This window comes from Streptomyces sp. NPDC053431 (assembly GCF_044544925.1).
Lineage (GTDB): Bacteria > Actinomycetota > Actinomycetes > Streptomycetales > Streptomycetaceae > Streptomyces.
In genome coordinates this window covers 59,147-75,926 of the sequence record NZ_JBITXX010000011.1, presented here as the reverse complement: position 1 = coordinate 75,926, position 16,780 = coordinate 59,147, and the positions used below count along the sequence as shown (strand labels likewise).

14 protein-coding genes are annotated in these 16,780 nt (G+C 73.6%); 6 read left to right on the top strand and 8 right to left on the bottom strand.

The features are described from left to right. Window positions 1-3 precede the first annotated feature (3 nt). Window positions 4-417 (bottom strand): carboxymuconolactone decarboxylase family protein, encoded by a 414-nt coding sequence (locus ACIGXE_RS24200; protein ID WP_399750707.1) that lies wholly within the window; start codon window positions 415-417, stop codon window positions 4-6. A 31-nt stretch (window positions 418-448) separates the two neighbouring features. On the opposite strand from ACIGXE_RS24200, the gene ACIGXE_RS24195 reads away from it, so the two are divergent. Further along, complete coding sequence (locus ACIGXE_RS24195) at window positions 449-1,000, top strand: MarR family winged helix-turn-helix transcriptional regulator (RefSeq protein WP_399750705.1); 552 nt, start codon at window positions 449-451, stop codon at window positions 998-1,000. A 109-nt stretch (window positions 1,001-1,109) separates the two neighbouring features. Continuing rightward, a complete protein-coding gene (locus ACIGXE_RS24190) occupies window positions 1,110-1,697 on the top strand; it encodes a Uma2 family endonuclease (RefSeq protein WP_399750703.1) in 588 nt (195 codons plus the stop codon). 34 nt (window positions 1,698-1,731) lie between these two features. Here ACIGXE_RS24190 and ACIGXE_RS24185 read toward each other — a convergent pair whose 3' ends face one another. Together ACIGXE_RS24185 and thpR are read right to left on the bottom strand one after the other, a co-directional pair. After that, window positions 1,732-2,721, bottom strand: coding sequence for an aldo/keto reductase (locus ACIGXE_RS24185; protein ID WP_399750701.1), 990 nt, complete (start codon window positions 2,719-2,721; stop codon window positions 1,732-1,734). Between the two features lie 195 nt (window positions 2,722-2,916). After that, window positions 2,917-3,489: an RNA 2',3'-cyclic phosphodiesterase gene (gene thpR, locus ACIGXE_RS24180; RefSeq protein ID WP_399750699.1), complete on the bottom strand. Its 573-nt coding sequence runs from the start codon at window positions 3,487-3,489 to the stop codon at window positions 2,917-2,919. A 33-nt stretch (window positions 3,490-3,522) separates the two neighbouring features. On the opposite strand from thpR, the gene ACIGXE_RS24175 reads away from it, so the two are divergent. Next, entirely contained in the window at window positions 3,523-4,035 is a 513-nt protein-coding gene (locus ACIGXE_RS24175; RefSeq protein WP_399750697.1) for a GNAT family N-acetyltransferase, read from the top strand. Window positions 4,036-4,152: 117 nt separating this feature from the next. Here the strand turns inward: ACIGXE_RS24175 and ACIGXE_RS24170 are convergent, their stop codons facing one another. Together ACIGXE_RS24170 and ACIGXE_RS24165 are read right to left on the bottom strand one after the other, a co-directional pair. Continuing rightward, window positions 4,153-5,517 carry an MFS transporter gene (locus ACIGXE_RS24170; RefSeq protein WP_399750695.1) on the bottom strand — a complete coding sequence of 455 codons (1,365 nt, stop codon included), beginning with the start codon at window positions 5,515-5,517 and terminating at the stop codon, window positions 4,153-4,155. A 27-nt stretch (window positions 5,518-5,544) separates the two neighbouring features. Further along, window positions 5,545-5,988, bottom strand: coding sequence for a MarR family transcriptional regulator (locus tag ACIGXE_RS24165; protein ID WP_365337128.1), 444 nt, complete (start codon window positions 5,986-5,988; stop codon window positions 5,545-5,547). 219 nt (window positions 5,989-6,207) lie between these two features. Here ACIGXE_RS24165 and ACIGXE_RS24160 point away from each other — a divergent pair, with 219 nt between their 5' ends. Beyond that, entirely contained in the window at window positions 6,208-6,432 is a 225-nt protein-coding gene (locus ACIGXE_RS24160) for a ribbon-helix-helix protein, CopG family (RefSeq protein ID WP_399750693.1), read from the top strand. Here ACIGXE_RS24160 and ACIGXE_RS24155 read toward each other — a convergent pair. Beyond that, window positions 6,402-7,853 (bottom strand): NCS2 family permease, encoded by a 1,452-nt coding sequence (locus tag ACIGXE_RS24155; protein ID WP_399750691.1) that lies wholly within the window; start codon window positions 7,851-7,853, stop codon window positions 6,402-6,404. The two genes, ACIGXE_RS24160 and ACIGXE_RS24155, sit on opposite strands and share 31 nt — an antisense overlap. A 148-nt stretch (window positions 7,854-8,001) precedes the next feature. On the opposite strand from ACIGXE_RS24155, the gene ACIGXE_RS24150 reads away from it, so the two are divergent. Further along, window positions 8,002-8,283, top strand: coding sequence for a DUF2530 domain-containing protein (locus ACIGXE_RS24150; RefSeq protein WP_399750689.1), 282 nt, complete (start codon window positions 8,002-8,004; stop codon window positions 8,281-8,283). Window positions 8,284-8,492: 209 nt separating this feature from the next. After that, complete coding sequence (locus tag ACIGXE_RS24145) at window positions 8,493-10,904, top strand: HAD-IC family P-type ATPase (protein WP_399750687.1); 2,412 nt, start codon at window positions 8,493-8,495, stop codon at window positions 10,902-10,904. A 144-nt stretch (window positions 10,905-11,048) separates the two neighbouring features. Here the strand turns inward: ACIGXE_RS24145 and ACIGXE_RS24140 are convergent, their stop codons facing one another. Both ACIGXE_RS24140 and ACIGXE_RS24135 read right to left on the bottom strand, forming a co-directional pair. Beyond that, window positions 11,049-14,306: a sacsin N-terminal ATP-binding-like domain-containing protein gene (locus ACIGXE_RS24140; RefSeq protein ID WP_399750685.1), complete on the bottom strand. Its 3,258-nt coding sequence runs from the start codon at window positions 14,304-14,306 to the stop codon at window positions 11,049-11,051. 1,276 nt (window positions 14,307-15,582) lie between these two features. Then, window positions 15,583-16,512, bottom strand: coding sequence for a DUF3027 domain-containing protein (locus ACIGXE_RS24135; protein ID WP_399750683.1), 930 nt, complete (start codon window positions 16,510-16,512; stop codon window positions 15,583-15,585). Window positions 16,513-16,780 lie beyond the last annotated feature (268 nt).

The window sequence follows — 16,780 nt, the reverse complement described above, 5'->3', positions numbered from 1 at the left end:
CCGTCAGGCGGCCCGGGTCATCCGGTTGGCGAAGGTGGAGAGGGTGTACGTGCCGATGCCGAGGACGACTTCGAGGGCGTTCTGGCGGGTGTAGCCGTGGGAGAGGAAGGCGTCCAGTTCGGCGTCGCTCACGGCGCCCGAGGCGGCGAGCACCTGGAGGGTGAAGCGGCGTACGGCGTCGAGGCGTTCGCCGGACGGGGCCGGGCCGAGGGCGGCGAGCTTCGCCTCGTGCATGTCGACGCAGAGGTGGCACTGGTTGCGGGCGGCGACGGTGAGGATGACGGTCTCGCGGGAGTGCGGGTCGAGGGTGGTGGACTCGAAGATCTGGCTGAGCTTCAGGAAGCCGTCGAGGGTGTGCGGCGACTCCTTGAGGAGGGCCACGGCGCCGGCGGTTCGGGCGGAGAGGTCGAGCTGCACTACGGATCCCCCTGCGGATAGAATGGACAACATGGTTGACCATGTCGCTGGAGAAAACGTAAACCAGGTTGTCGATTCGGGCAAGGGGATTGCCTCGGGCGACGCCGGCGACCCCACCGATCCCCCCGGCTTCGAGCTGCCCCTGCTGCTGTTCGCCGGCTTCCGCACGCTCATCGACCGCCTCCACGCCGAACTCGCCCGCCAGGGCCACCCCGACATGCGCCCGGCCCACGGTTTCGCCCTCCAGGCCATCGGCCCGTCCGGCTCCACCGCCAGCGACATCGGGCGTCGCCTCGGCGTCTCCAAGCAGGCCGCGGGCAAGACCGTCGACCGCCTCCTCGCCCTCGGCTACGCCGAACGCGCCGACGACCCCGCCGACGCCCGCCGCAAACTCGTCCGCCTCACCCCGCACGGCGTCGACGCCCTCACCCGCTCGGCCGCCGTCTTCGACACCCTCCGCGCCGAGTGGACGACCCGCCTCGGCCCCGACCGCGTCCGCGACCTCGAGGCCGCCCTCCGCGCCGTCGTCCCCGCCGAGACCACCTTCCGGCTGGACGCGACGAGCTGGCTGGGCGGGGCGTGACACCCCTGCCCGGTGGCGAGTTGTCGCCACCCGCGCGTCGGTGCGGCCATGCGTATCGTTGTCCGCGGCGGCTGCCCGCACGGACGCGGCAGCGGGGAGGAGCGCCACGATGACCGTCGTAGAGCACGACAGGATCGAGCTGGCCATGAGCGACCGCGAAGTGCCCTTGGACGAGCTGTTCGAATGGCTTGAGACCGCCCCTGAGGGACACAAGAGCGAAGTCGTCGGGGGAGTCCTCTACACGGTTCCGCAGAGGGACACGCACTGGGACATCATCCAGAGCATCGTCCTGGCACTGGTGGACCGGTTCGGACGGGGCGTGAAGGTGAAGTCGGACGTACGGATCGATTTCCCCGGCCATCGCAACGCGTTCTGCCCGGACGTCGCCAAGATCAGGGACGACGCCGTGAAGAACGACAAGGGCCGCTGGAACTACGAAGACGTCGAGTTCATCGCCGAAGTGATCTCCCAGGGCACCGGCATGAACGACTACGGGCCCAAGAAGACCGCGTACGCCACCGCCGGCGTGCCCGTCTACCTCATCGTCGACCCCTACACCGGCCGCTGCATCGCCCATACCAAGCCGGAGGACGGCGAATACACCGAGGAGGTACGGGTCCCCTTCGGCACCGACCTCGACCTGACCAAGACCCCCCTGGACCTCGTCCTCAAGACCGACGAGTTCCCCCGCGACTGACGCGGCGGGACCCGCCGGTCCCGTCAGGGCCTGCTCACCACGCGAACGCCTCCGGTGCCGGTCCCGGCCCCGGGAAGATCTCGTCGAGGGCGGTGAGCACCTCCTCGCCCAGCCTCAGCTCCAACGCGCGCAGGGCGCTCGTCAGCTGCTCCGGGGTGCGCGGGCCGATGATCGGGCCGGTGACGCCCGGGCGGGTGAGCAGCCAGGCGAGGGCCGTCTCACCGGGGTCCAGACCGTGCCGGTCGAGCAGGTCCTCGTACGCCGCCACGCGGGCCCGCACCGTCGGGTCGGCGAGCCGGCCGGGTGTCCGGCCGCCGGCCCGCCGCCCGCCCTCGGCCGTCCTGCGGACGACGCCGCCGAGCAGGCCGCCGGCCAGCGGGGACCAGGGGATGACACCGAGGCCGTACTCCCGGGCCGCCGGGATCACCTCCATCTCGGCGCGCCGCTCGAAGAGGTTGTAGTGGCACTGCTCGCTGACGAGGCCGACCATGCCGCGCCGGGCGGCGGCCTCGTTGGCCTGGGCGATCTTGTAGCCGGGGAAGTTCGAGGAGCCGGCGTAGAGGATCTTGCCCTGCTGGATCAGGACGTCGACGGCCTGCCAGATCTCCTCGAAGGGCGTCAGGCGGTCGACGTGGTGGAACTGGTAGACGTCGATCCGGTCGGTGCCGAGCCGCCTGAGGCTGCCCTCCACGGCGCGGCGGATGTTCACGGCGGACAGCTTGTCGTGGTTGGGCCAGGCCGGCCCGCCCTCGGTCATGTTCCCGTACATCTTGGTGGCGAGGACCACCCTGTCGCGGTGGGACGGGTCCTGGGCGAACCAGGAGCCGATGATCTCCTCCGTCCGCCCCTTGCCCGCGCTCTGGCCGTAGACGTTCGCCGTGTCGAAGAAGTTGAGGCCCGCGTCGAGCGCGGTGTCCATGATCGCGTGACTGGTGGCCTCGTCCGTCTGCGGTCCGAAGTTCATCGTGCCGAGGACGAGCCGGCCGACCTTGAGTCCCGTGCGTCCGAGCTGCGTGTACTCCATGAGGCTCCACCCAATGCCTTCGGGTGGGCGCGAGCAAGGGCCGCCACGGCTTCGGCGGGGCCTCGGCGCCGGGGCCCAGGCCGGGGCCCGTGCCGGGGATCAGCTCACCACGGACGCCACCGCGATGATCGCGAACATCAGGACGAGCACACCGGCCATGATCCGGTTACGGGTTTTCGGGTCCACCCTTCGAGGTTAACCTGGCCCGCCCAGTGGCCAGGCGCCGACCGTCTCGTAGCGCGGCTGGGCCCCGCTTGTGCCGCCGCCGGGCAGGTTGCTGCGGACGAGGGCGAGCTCGGAGACCTGCCAGCGGGTGCCCTCGAAGGGGGCGAGCGCCTCGACGAAGGGGCGCAGGTCGACGTCGTTGGCGCGGGAGCGGGCCACGGTGAGGTGGGCCTGGTAGCGGCGGTGCTCGTCCATCGGGACCCCGGCGCGGCGGGCGGCGGCGTCGGCGCGCTCGGCGAGCAGCCGCATCTCGTCCAGGTCGCCGGCCGCGCCCGTCCACAGCACCGCCCGGCCGAAGTGCCCGCCGCCGTGCAGCCGCAGCGGGAAGGGGCGGGTGCGGTACGCGGCCCGGCCGAGCCGGGCCCGGAGGTCGGGCAGCAGGTCCTCGTCGACCTCGCCCATGAACGCGAGGGTGAAGTGCCAGCCGGGCCGCGCGGCCCAGCGCAGCCGGTCCGCCCCGGACAGGTGCGTGAGGCGGTCGACCTCGCGGCCCAGCTCGTCGAGCTGCGCGGGCGGGGGCATGACGGCAGCGAAAAGCCTCATGGGTCGAGTGTGGCAGGGACTAACCTCGGCCGGATGGACACCGGGATCAAGATCAGGCAGGGCGGGCCCGCGGACGTTCCCGCGATGCTGGCGATATACGACAGCGCGGTCGTCTGGCTCAACGAGCGGGGCATCACCGCCCAGTGGGGGACCGAGCCGTTCAGCGCCCGGCCGAAGACCGTGGAGGCGGTGGAGCGGGTCGTGGCCGAGGGCAGCCCGTGGATCGCGGAGATCGACGGCGTCCCCGTGGGCACGCTCACCCTCACCCCGCACCCGGGCTCGTACGTGGCGCCCGCGGACGAGCCGGAGCAGTACGTCCGCTACCTCGCGACCGACGGCCGCCGGCACGGCCACGGCGTCGGCGCGGCCCTCCTCGCCCACGCCGCCGAGGAGACCCGCCGCCTGGGCGTCTCCCTGCTGCGCGTCGACTGCTACGCGGGCGGCGAGGGCCGCCTGGTCACCTACTACGAACGCCAGGGCTTCACCCGCACGGAGACCTTCACGGTCGGCGACTGGCCGGGCCAGGTCCTGGAACGCCGGGTCTGACCCACGGGGCCGGCCGGTGGAAGGCGCGGGTGCGCGCACGAGCCGGCCCGCCGGTGGGTACGCGCCAGGGCGGCACCGACCGCTCTGGTCGGGGCCGCCCGGGCGGGGGTGGGTGGGCTACGCCGCGGTGGCCAGGGGTTCGCGGTGGGGCTGGGGGACGAAGCGGAGGCTCGGGTGGCCGTGGTGCCAGCCCACGGCGAGCCTGAGGCCGCCGACCCTGGCCAGGATCAGGCCGATGACGGCCGCCGCCGCGAGGGAGACCAGGCCGCCGGTGGCGAAGCCGACGCGGGGGCCGTAGGTGTCCGTGACCCAGCCGAGGAGCGGGGCGCCGATCGGGGTGCCGCCGGCGAAGACCATCATGTAGAGGCTCATCACGCGGCCCCGCATGACCGGGTCCGTCGCCATCTGGACGGCCGAATTGGCGCTGATGTTGACGGTCAGGCCGATCATGCCGATGGGTACGAGCAGCAGCGCGAACAGCCAGAACGACGGCGAGAGGGCCGCCGCGACCTCCAGGACGCCGAACACGCCCGCCGCGATCACCAGCATCCGCAGCCGGGTCGAGCCACGGCGCGCCGCGAGCAGGGCGCCCACCAGGGAGCCCGCCGCCATCAGGGTGTTCAGGAAGCCGTACGTGCCGGCGCCGACGTGGAAGACCCCCTCCGAGAAGGCGGTCAGCCAGATCGGGAAGTTGAACCCGAAGGTGCCGATGAAGCCGACCAGGACGATCGGCCAGATCAGGTCCGGCCGCCCGGCCACGTACCGCAGGCCCTCCCGCAGCTGGCCCTTGCCGCGCGGGGCGCGCTCCACCTTGTGGAGCTCGCTCGTCCGCATCAGCAGCAGGCCGGCGATCGGGGCGAGGAAGGACAGGCCGTTCAGCAGGAACGCCCAGCCGCTGCCGATCGACGCGATCATCAGGCCCGCGACGGCGGGGCCGACCAGGCGGGCGGACTGGAAGTTCGCCGAGTTCAGCGAGACCGCGTTGCGCAGCTGGCCGGGGCCGACCATCTCGGAGACGAAGGACTGCCGGGTCGGGTTGTCGACGACGGTGACCATGCCGAGGAGGAAGGCGATCAGGTAGACGTGCCAGACCTGCACCTGCCCGGTGAGGGTCAGTGCGGCCAGGGTCAGCCCGCACAGGCCGAGCGCGGCCTGGCTGGCGAGGAGGATGTGCCGCTTCGGGTAGCGGTCGGCGATGACGCCGCCGTAGAGGCCGAACAGCAGCATCGGCAGGAACTGCAGCGCCGTCGTGACGCCGACGGCGGCGGCGGAGCCGGTGAGGCTCAGGACCAGCCAGTCCTGGGTGATCCGGGCCATCCACGTACCGGTGTTGGAGACGATCGCTCCGGTGAAGAACAGCCGGTAGTTCCGGATCCCGAGCGAGGAGAAGGTCCCCTTGCTCCGGGGTTCGCGCGTCCGCGCGGGGGTGTAGGTATCGGATTTATGGACGGGTGCGGAGTCTGCTCCGGGTCCCGTACTCAAAGTGCGTCGCCTCCTCGGCCATCGGTGCTAGAGGTGTGCGAGCTTCTCCAGGACCGGGGCGGCCGCGCGCAGCTTGGCCCACTCGTCCTCGTCCAGACCTTCGGCGAGGGTGGCGAGCCAGGCGTTCCGCTTGCGGCGGGACTCTTCGAGCATGGATTCGGCCTGCTCGGTCTGCCTGACCACCTTCTGCCGACGGTCGTCGGGATGTGGCTCGAGCCGGACCAGCCCCTTGGCTTCGAGCAGCGCGACGATGCGGGTCATCGACGGCGGCTGGACGTGCTCCTTGCGGGCCAGCTCACCGGGGGTGGCCGAGCCGCACAGCGACAGGGTGCCGAGCACCGACATCTCGGTCGGGCTCAGCGACTCGTCGACGCGCTGGTGCTTCAGGCGTCGGCTCAGCCGCATCACGGCGCTGCGGAGCGCGTTCACGGCCGCGGCGTCGTCGGCGGTGCCGTGGGACAGGTCAGGCATGTTCATTAGCGTAACTCATTACTCTCCCTAAAGACCAATCGGGGCGCGGGAGCGGAGGTGAGGCGCGGGAGGACGCGTGGGGTGGTCGCCGAGCGGTCGCGCGGTGGTCACGGGACGGTCGCGGGACGAAAACGCCATGTCGCAATCTGTCACCCAAATGAGTGAGACCGATCCGGAAAGTGACGCGCGGAGGACTTCCATGGCGCGAACCTGACGGGCATGGATTCGACCGTGCTCAGCCTGCGCATCGACGGAGAGCTGCTCGAACGGCTCCGCGGACACGCCGCCAGACGCGGAATGAGCGTCCAGGACTATGTCGCCCGGACGCTCATTCGCGAGGATTTCGACGAACGGTTCAAGACCGCCGTCGAGGAGACGGAGAAGTTCTACGGGGCGCCGGACGCCCCCGGCGATCAGGTGAGGCCCAGCGCCGGCATCGCGTAGTAGAAGACGAAGACCGCCGACACGACGTACATGGCGACCGGGACCTCGCGGCCCCGGCCGGCGGCGAGCCGCAGCACGCTGAAGGCGATGAAGCCGATGCCGATGCCGTTGGTGATCGAGTACGTGAACGGCATCATCACCATCGCCAGGAAGGCCGGCACGGCGATCGTGTGGTCGCTCCAGTCGATCTCCTTGATCGACCCGGCCAGGATCAGGAAGCCCACCGCCAGCAGGGCGGGGGTCGCCGCCTGCGAGGGCACCATCGTGGCGAGCGGCGTGAGGAACAGCGCGACCGAGAACAGGGCGCCGGTCACCACCGAGGCCAGACCCGTACGGGCACCCTCGCCGACGCCGGCCGTGGACTCCACGAAGCAGGTGGTGGCGGAGGAGGACGTGGCGCCGCCGGAGGCGACGGCGAGGCCGTCGACCAGCAGGACCTTGTTGATGCCCGGCAGGTTGCCGTCCCTGTCCATGAGCCCGGCCTCGTCGCCGACGCCGAGGATCGTGCCCATCGCGTCGAAGAAGCAGGACAGCAGCACGGTGAAGACGAAGAGGACGCCGGTCAGCAGGCCGACCTTGTCGAAGCCGCCGAACAGGCTGACCTCGCCGACCAGCCCGAAGTCGGGCGAGGCGACCGGGTTGCCCGGCCACTCCGGGGTGGTCAGACCCCAGGACGGCACCGTGGCGACCGCGTTGATCACCATCGCGACGACCGTCATGGCGACGATCGAGATGAGGATGGCGCCCGGCACCTTGCGGATGATCAGCGCCAGGGTCAGCAGGGTGCCCAGGACGAAGACGAGCACCGGCCAGCCGGTGAGGTGCCCGTCGCCGCCCAGCTGCAGCGGAACGGTGGTGTGGGCGGCGTCGGGGATGCGGGAGACGAAGCCGGAGTCGACGAGGCCGATGAGCATGATGAAGAGGCCGATGCCGATCGCGATGCCCTTGCGCAGGCCGACCGGCACGGCGTTCATCACGCGCTCGCGCAGACCGGTCGCGACGAGCAGCATGACCACCAGACCGGCCAGCACCACCATGCCCATGGCGTCCGGCCAGGACATCTTCGGCGCGAGCTGCAGGGCGACGACCGTGTTGACGCCGAGGCCGGCGGCGAGCGCGATCGGCACGTTGCCGATGACGCCCATGAGGAGCGTCGTGAAGGCCGCCGTCAGGACGGTCGCGGTGACGAGCTGGCCGCTGTCGAGCTGGTGCCCGTACATGTCCTTGGCGCTGCCGAGGATGATCGGGTTCAGCACGATGATGTAGGCCATCGCGAAGAAGGTGGCGAAACCGCCACGGACCTCGCGGGCGACGGTGGAGCCGCGCTCGGAGATCTTGAAGAAGCGGTCGAGGCCGGAGACAGGGCCCTGCGGGGCTTCCGGTTCCGGGGAGGTGGCCTTGGCGGCGGCCGTGGTGCTCATGGGTGGGTTCCTCTTCGGAAGAAGTCCTTTTTGGCGGTTCATACGAGGGGAGCCCGCCAGAGGCAAACCGTTTCAGTATGAACACATGAGCGAGCGAGCGTCCATCTCCGCGCGTAGATGCGCATTCCGGCCCCCTAGACTGAGCGCCATGACCGGTCTTTCGTCGGGATCACCGAAGCACGAGGCACCCGAGCCCCTGGAGGGGCCCGTCGTCGCCACCATCACCGGCGGCACGATCCTCTGGTTCGTCCTGTTCCTCGTCCAGGTCCCCTTCTACGGCTGGTTCGACGACCGGGACCTGACCTGGTGGGTGTGGACCTGCCTGGCCGGCGCGGGCCTCGGGCTCATCGGCATCTGGTACGTCCGCAAGCGCGACGCGGCGATCAAGCGCCACGCGGCGGAGCGGCAGGCGCAGCCCCCGGCCGCGTAGGCCCGAGACGCAGCACCCGGCCGCGCAGGGCACGAGGAGCGCCCCCGGCCGCGCAGGCCCGAGACGCAGCACCCGGGCCACGCAGGGCCCGAGACGCAGCACCCGGGCCACGCAGGGCCCGAGGCGCGGCCCCCGGCCGCGCAGGGCCCGCCGCCCGGCACGGACCTCTCGGCAGGTGATCGGTCGATTCCGGTCGTACCGTCGAAAACATGACGCAGCGGGCGAAGATCGACACGGACGGAAGCGGAACCCCCGCCGAGGCCGAACGCCCCGTCGTGCACCGCGTCGCCGGCCTGACCGCGGCCGAGGTCGCCGAACGGGTGGCCCGCGGCGAGGTCAACGACGTCCCCGTACGCAGCTCCCGCTCCACCGCCGACATCGTCCGCGGCAACGTCTTCACCCGCTTCAACGCGATCATCGGCGTGCTCTGGGTGATCATGCTCTTCGTCGCGCCGATCCAGGACAGCCTCTTCGGCTTCGTGATCATCGCGAACACCGGCATCGGCATCGTCCAGGAGCTCCGCGCCAAGAAGACCCTCGACGGACTGGCCGTCATCGGCGAGGCCAGACCGAGCGTCCGGCGCGACGGCGTCTCCGCCGAGATCTCCACCTCCGAGATCGTCCTCGGCGACCTCATCGAGCTCGGCCCCGGCGACAAGGTCGTCGTCGACGGCGAGGTCGCCGAGGCGGACAGCCTGGAGATCGACGAGTCGCTGCTCACCGGCGAGGCCGACCCCGTCGTGAAGCGGCCCGGCGACCGGATGATGTCCGGGTCCTTCGTGGTCGCCGGCGGCGGCGCCTTCACCGCCACCAAGGTCGGCCGCGAGGCCTACGCCGCCCAGCTCGCCGAGGAGGCCTCCCGCTTCACGCTCGTCCACTCCGAGCTGCGCAGCGGCATCTCCACGATCCTCAAGTACGTGACGTGGATGATGATCCCCACCGCCCTGGGGCTCGTCGTCAGCCAGCTCGTCGTCAAGGACCACGACTTCAAGGAGTCCGTCGCCCGCACCGTCGGCGGCATCGTCCCGATGATCCCCGAGGGCCTCGTCCTCCTCACCTCCGTCGCCTTCGCGATCGGCGTGATCCGGCTCGGCCGCAAGCAGTGCCTCGTGCAGGAGCTCCCCGCGATCGAGGGCCTCGCACGCGTCGACGTCGTCTGCCTCGACAAGACGGGCACGCTCACCGAGGGCGGCATGGACGTCACCGACCTGCGGCTCCTCGACGGCGCCGACGAGAGCTACGTACGCAAGGTCCTGGGCGCCCTCGGCGAGTCCGACCCGCGCCCGAACGCCTCCCTCCAGGCCGTCATCGACGCCTACCCCGACGCCGAGGACTGGCGCTGCACCGAGTCACTGCCGTTCTCCTCCGCGCGCAAGTACAGCGGGGCCGCCTTCAGCGAGGGCGACGGCGAGAGCTCCACCTGGCTGCTCGGCGCGCCCGACGTCCTCCTGCCCGCCGAGGACCCGGCCCTCGCCGAGATCGACCGCCTCAACCAACAGGGCCTGCGGGTGCTGCTCCTCGCGCGGGCCGCGGGCGAGCTCGACGCCCCCGACGTGTCGGCGGGCGCGAAGGCCACGGCCCTCGTCGTCCTGGAACAGCGGCTACGGCCCGACGCCGCCGACACCCTGTCCTACTTCGGCGACCAGAACGTCGCCGCCAAGGTCATCTCCGGCGACAACGCGGTCTCCGTCGGCGCGGTCGCCGGCAAGCTCGGCCTGCCGGGCGCCGAGCACACCGTCGACGCGCGCAAGCTCCCCGACGAGCTGGAGCGGATGGCGGAGGTCCTGGACGAGAACGCGGTCTTCGGGCGAGTCACCCCGCGGCAGAAGCGCGAGATGGTCGCCGCGCTCCAGTCCCGGGGCCACACGGTCGCCATGACCGGCGACGGCGTCAACGACGTCCTCGCCCTGAAGGACGCCGACATCGGCGTGTCCATGGGCTCGGGCTCGGAGGCCACCCGGGCGGTCGCCCAGATCGTCCTCCTCGACAACTCCTTCGCCACGCTCCCGTCGGTGGTCGCCGAGGGCCGCCGGGTCATCGGCAACATCACCCGCGTGGCCACCCTCTTCCTCACCAAGACGGTCTACTCGGTGCTCCTCGCGATCCTGGTGGTGGTCTGCCAGGTCGAGTACCCCTTCCTCCCCCGCCACCTGACGCTCCTGTCGACCCTGACCATCGGCGTCCCGGCCTTCTTCCTGGCCCTGGCCCCCAACAAGGAGCGCGCCAGGCCCCACTTCGTACGGCGGGTGATGCGGTACGCGATCCCGGCGGGCGTCATCGCCGGCACGGCGACCTTCGCCACCTACCTGCTCGCCCGCCACCACTACACGGGCCCGGGCGCCCTCGACGCCGAGACCAGCGCGGCGACCCTCACCCTCTTCCTGGTCTCCATGTGGGTCCTCGCGATCATCGCCCGGCCCTACACCTGGTGGCGCGTCACCCTGGTCGCCGCCATGGGCGGGGCCTTCCTGCTCGTCCTCGTCGTGCCGTGGCTCCAGCACTTCTTCGCCCTGAAGCTGGTCGGCGTCACGATGCCGTGGACGGCGGTCGCCATCGCGGCGGCGGGCGCGGCGGTGCTGGAGCTCGCGTGGCGCTGGGTGGGCCGGCGCTTCCCGGCGTAGCGGGGTCCTTCACGCCGGTAGCGGGGTCCTTCGCGCCGGGCGCGAGCCCGGCGCAGCGGGAGTCCTTCGGACCGGGCGCGAGCCCGGCGTGTTCGGAAGGTCCGGCCCCTGGGGGCGTCCCGCCGCTCACGCCGGGCCGCGCGCTCAGTCGAACCAGCGGTCCCGCGCCAGTTCCGCCGTCCTCGACGGGTCCTCCAGAAGCGCCGCCACCTCGAAGCGGCGGGGCCACTGGCCCGCCGCCCAGGCCAGGCCGGCGGCGACGCCCTCCAGGGTGGCGGCGTGGATCACCCCGTCGGGCGTGCGGCGCCAGTCCAGCTCGACGCCGGCGGCCCGCAGCTCCTCGTGCTCGATGTAGGTGGCCGGGGTGCCCGGGCCGAGGAGGGCGTGCACGGCGGACGGGACCTCGTGCTCCTCGCCGACCGTCGTCACCTCGGCCTCCACCGCCTCGCTCAGCCGCCGCACCTGGAACAGCTCCGCCAGGTCCGCCGCCCGGGCCGGGGCGACCGGCAGCAGGGGCAGCCCGGCCGCGAGCGGCAGCAGGTCGGGGGCGTCCGCGACGAGGGCGTCGGCCGCGTCCACGACCACCAGGGCGCCGTCGACCACCGCGCGCAGCTCGTCGGGGAGGGTGACCTGCTCCGGGTCCAGGTCGGCCAGGGCCGTGTAGAGGGCGTGCAGCTGGGCGCCGGACACCTCGCGGGACGGGTCGGCGAGCCGGCCCAGGAGCTCGGCGGCGCCGCCCGGCTCGTCCAGGAGCGCAGGCACCGAGGTGCGGACGCCCAGCGCCCGCAGCACCTGCTCGTCCTCGAAACCGGTCGCGTCGGCGGAGTCGTAGAGGCCGATCAGCAGCGGGTCGGTGCCCGCGGCGCGCAGTCCGGCGGGCCGGCGCCCGTCGAGCACCGGGTGGTCGCGCAGCCACCAGGCGGTGTACGAGCGGACGGTCTCGGTCGTGCCGTCCGGCAGCAGCACCCGCACGGGCTGCGTGAGCGCGTCCCGCAGCGGCGGCCGGGCGAGCAGGGCGAGCGCCTGCGGCCAGGCGTCGTCGTCGACCAGGTCCAGGTCCCGTACGGCGACGATCTCGGTCGCCACCGGCGGCACCGGCGTGTCCGGCAGCCGGTCCAGGACGTCCTCGCACCACACGTCGACGGCGTCGAGCAGCCCCGCGTCGTCCGGCTCGGCGAAGTCGCCCTCGCGCGGCTCCAGTTCGTCCGGGTCGAGGACCAGGTCGGCGGCGCGGACCAGCTGGAAGCCGGCCAGGACGCCGCAGGCGGCGAGCGGCTGCTCGCCCCAGCGCTCGGCGAGTTCGGGGTCCACGAGGGCGAGTTCGCCCTCGCGCATGACGGCCGCGAAGTCGGAGCCGGGCACGACCAGTTCGCCCGCCGGGGCCAGCTCGCCGTCCTCGTCGGGCAGGGCGAGCGCGCCCAGCCACGGCTCGTCGCCGGGAGCCAGGTCCGCTTCCCGGACGAGCGCGAGGACCGCCTCGGCGAGCTCGTCCGCGTCCAGGGTGTCGGCGTCCTCGTCCCAGATCTCGCCCGCGTCGAGGGAGGCGGCGACGGCCGCGCGGACCTGGGGCGTGGTGAGCACCGCGCGCGGGGTCGCCGGCACGGCGCCGAGCTTCTCCAGGATCGGGTGGGCGGCGTCCGGGTGCGCGACCTTGAGGCCGAGGCGGGCCAGGTCGACGGGGGTGTGCTCCTGCGGGAGGAGGACCTGGCGGGGGCCGATCGTGGTGCGCACACGGGCCGCCGGGGGCACCCCGCCGGCCTCGTCCTCGGCGGCCGCCAGGGGCTCGGCGAGCGGCCCGGCGAGCGGCCCGGCGAGGGGCCCGGCCGCGGAGGTGTCCGCGCCCATCAGCGGCACCGGCAGGCCGGTGAGCCGGTCCGGGTCGACGCCGGCGAGCGAGTCGTAGAGCCGCCACCACCAGGCCGGGGTCCGGTCCACGCCCGCGAGCCGGTCGATCGCCTCCGTCAGCGGCAGCCGGCCCACGCCGAGCGTGCGCAGCTCCGGACGGCGCTCCAGGCCGGCCGGCAGCAGGGTCGGGAAGACCTCGGCGAGGACCGTGACCGTCTCGGCTCCCGCGCCCTCCACGACCTCCGCCTCGATCGGCCGCAGCGCGGGCAGGTCCTCGGAGACGGCGGCGGGCGCGAGGAACGCGACCCGCGGCAGCCGCTCCAGCACGGCGGCGCGCAGCGCGCCGTCGAGGACGCCCTTGCCGAGCGGGCCGGGCACCAGGTCGAGGGTGCCGGTGGTCACCGGCAGCCAGTCGGCGAGCAGTTCCGCGTAGGCCTCGCCGGCCCGGTCGACCAGGAAGTCCGTGAGCGGGCCGGGCGCCGGGTGGCGGCGGGCGGTGTCCAGCGGGAAGGACGCGATGAGCAGGGCGGGGATGCCGAGGGGCTCGTCGGTGGGGGTGGGGGCGTGCACGACGGGGGTGGTGTGCGGGTACTGCGGCGCGCCCTCGGCGTCCACGGGGACGGCCCAGGTGACCGACCAGTGCGGGCGGAGGCGCTCCTCGACGGGCCGGTCCTTGAGCAGGGCCGGGTCCAGGGGGCCGCCGTGGCTGACGGTCCGCCAGCGGCGGGTGGTGGAGAGGGAGTCGGCGCGGTCGGCGATGTGGACGTATCCGCCCTCGTCGGTACGGGTGAGGGTGCGGACGCCCTGCTCCGTCTCGACGACGACCTCGGTGAGGCCGGGCAGCGTGAGCAGCAGGGCGTCGTCCACGGAGGCGAGCAGCCGCTCGGCCAGGTCGACGGCGGCGGAGTCGCGCAGCGGAAGGACGACGACGGTGTCGTAGCCCTCGGGCGCGGTGCCCTCGGCGGGCAGCGGGAGGCGCAGCAGCGGCACGTGGCCGTCGCGGCGGCGCAGTTCGTCGCCGAGGCCGGGGCTGTGCCGGGCGACGTCGGCGGTCAGCTCGCGGGCCTCCGCGAGGGACCAGCGGACGCCGCCGTGGCGGCCGAGGACGGCCGGCTCGTCGGTCACGGCGAGCACGGCGGCGAAACCGACGCCGAAGCGGCCGACGGCGCCGGTGTCGTGCGCGGTATCGCGGTCGGTGCGCTTGGCGGAGGCGCGGAGGGTCGAGAGCGACTCGACGCCGGTGGCGTCCAGGGGGGCGCCGGTGTTGGCGGCGGCGAGGGCGGCGGGGCCGTCGGCGTCGGCCGGGTGCAGGGTGAGCCGGAGCCGGCCGGGGACGCCGGCGCGGCGGGCGGCGTCGGCGGCGTTCTGCGCCAGCTCGACGACCAGGCGGTCCCGGTAGCCGCCGAGGACGAGGTCCTCCTCGGCGTTGGCGTCCTCGCGGAAGCGGGCGGGGCCCGCGGCCCACGCGTCGAGCACGCCTCTGCGGAGCCGTGCGGTACCGAAGGGGTCGGTTCCGTCGGTCGACGTCCTGACGCTGACGCTCACGTCTGACTCCACTCTGCGGGACGGGGAAGTGTGGCCGGTGCCGCCCGAAGGTATCGCGCCCCGGGGTACGACCACCGCCGGGGCGCGTTCCCCGCCGGGGGGCGCGCGGAGGCACCCCCACGCCGAGGCGCCCACGCCCCGGCCCCACGCCCCGGCCCCTCACCCCACACAGGACACCCGCGCACCCCGCAGGGGGCGCTCGCCCACCCCCGCCACGGGGGCACTCGCCCGCCGCCCCCGTGCAGGGCATCCGCCCACCGCCGGGCGGGCACTCCCCACCTCGGCGCGAGGCGCCCGCCCACGCCCCGGTGCCGGGGCGCTCGCGACCTCCGTGTGGCATCCGCCCACCGCCGGGTTGGCACTCACCCGCGACACGGGGCATCCACCCACCGCCGGGTGGGCACTCTGACTCACCCGCGACACGGAGCACTCGTCCACGCCCCGTACGGGGCGCTCGCCCACCCCCGCCGGGGCCCTCGCCCGCCGCCCCCGCGTGACATCCGCCCACCGCCGGGTGGGCACTCCGACTCACCCCTCGACGCGGGGCGCCCGCCCACGCCACGTGCGGGGTGCTCGCCTACGCCCCGTGCGGCGCGCTCGCCCACCTCCGTGTGGGCAATCGTCCCTCCCCCAGACTTCGTCCGGGGGGACCCCCAGGGCGGGACGGGTGGGCACACGGGACCGCGCCTGGCGGCGCGCCCCGCTCCCTGTACCTACGCCCACCCCTCACGACGCCGCGCCCTCCAGGCGGGCGTCAAAGCGCGGAAGCCTAGGCGCGGCAAGGCGCAATGTTCCGTTGTGCCCACCCGTTCCGCCCCAGCGGAACGACTGCCCACAACGAAGACGGCCGGGCGCAGCCCACAACGCAGCGGGCGGGCGCGGCCCACAGCGGGGACGACGGGCGCGGCCCACAGCGGGGCGGGCGGGGCGCGGCCCACAACGCGGCGGGCAGGCGCGGCCCACAACGGGGACGGCGGGCGCGGCCCACAACGAGGCGGGCGGACGCAGCCCACAACGAGGACGGCGGGCGCGGCCCACAGCGGGGCGGGCGGACGCAGCCCACAGCTGGGGCGAGGACGCAGCCCACAACCGGGCGGGCGGGCGCAGCCCACGGCGGGCGAGGGCGCGGCCCACAACGCGGGCGCAGGGCGGCGCGGGGCCGCGAGGGTGGGCGCACGGCGCTGCGGGGACCGCGAGGGGTTGGCGCAGGGCGCCGGGGACGGCGCGGTGGGTGGCGGGGTTGGGCCCGCCCCGCGGCCCGGCCGGGGGGCCGGGACGGGGGGTGGGGTCAGGAGTGGCCCAGGTCTTCCGAGGTGGTGTCCGGTTCCGTCGTGGAGCCGGAGTCCTTCGCCGGACGCAGAGGGAACACGTCCGCCGCCATCGAGTCCAGCACCGGCGGCGCCGGCCGCGGCGGCTTCGGCATGACCGCGGCCTCCGAGTGGCCGCCGCAACCGTAGGAGAGCGAGACCACGCGGCCGTCCGCCGGGGAGAACTCGTTCGCGCACACACCGAAGGCCTGCTTCAGGGAGCCGGCCACCGGCACCAGGAAGGCGCACGACTGGCAGGTCGCGGGCGCGGCCTGCGCCATCGGGGTCTTCGCCCCGAAGGCCTCTTCCCAGCGGTCCGCCGCCACGTGCAGGCCGTACCGGGACAGCACCCGGGCCCTGCGCATGCCGAGCTCCTCGGCGACCGCGGCGATCGCGCCCCGCGACGGGGCGCGCGAGGTGAGCTCGGCGTCCTCCTCGTCGAGGTGGTCCGCCATCTCCTCGGAGACGGCGGAGTTCGGCGGCGGCGCGTCCTCGCCCGAATAGCCGGGCTCCAGGCGCAGGTCGTCCTGCTCCGTCGGCAGCAGGTCGCCCGGCCCCATGTCACCGGGCCGCAGCCGCTCGCTCCACGGCACCCACTCGGGGGCGAGGAGGGCGTCCGGGCCGGGCAGCAGGACGGTTTCGTCAAGCGTCACGTTCTTCGCGCGGGAGGCCCGGGTGACAGTCACGGCCCAGCGCCAGCCGCGGTAGCCCGGCTCCTTGGACTCGAAGAAGTGCGTGACGACCCGGTCGCCCTCGGCGACGACCTCCACGTGCTCCCCGACCACGCCGGGGGCGGCCGCCTCCTCGGCGGCCTCCCTCGCGAGGTCTACCGCCTCGGCGCACAGACGGTCCGGGGTACGCGTGGCTCGCGGGGTACGCGGGGTACGGCTTCGCGTCGTCGCAGCACTCACAGGTCTCGCTTCTCTCCTACGCCGTCTCACGGGTGCGCCGGCCGAGAGGAGCGGGAGCGAAAGCGAAGTCCGGGGCAGTGGGCGGAGCGGACCAGAGGGCCGCATCGACGTCCACGCCCGACATGTCTCTCGTCTTCTCGCGTGTCTCGGGCACACCTATCGTCATCCATTCTGCGGGATGCCGAAGAGGCGCGCGGCCGAGAACATCCGCCGGTGGCGCGCTACGCACGCTACCCCGTTCGCAGCGCTCAGCCCACCTGCCCGCCCC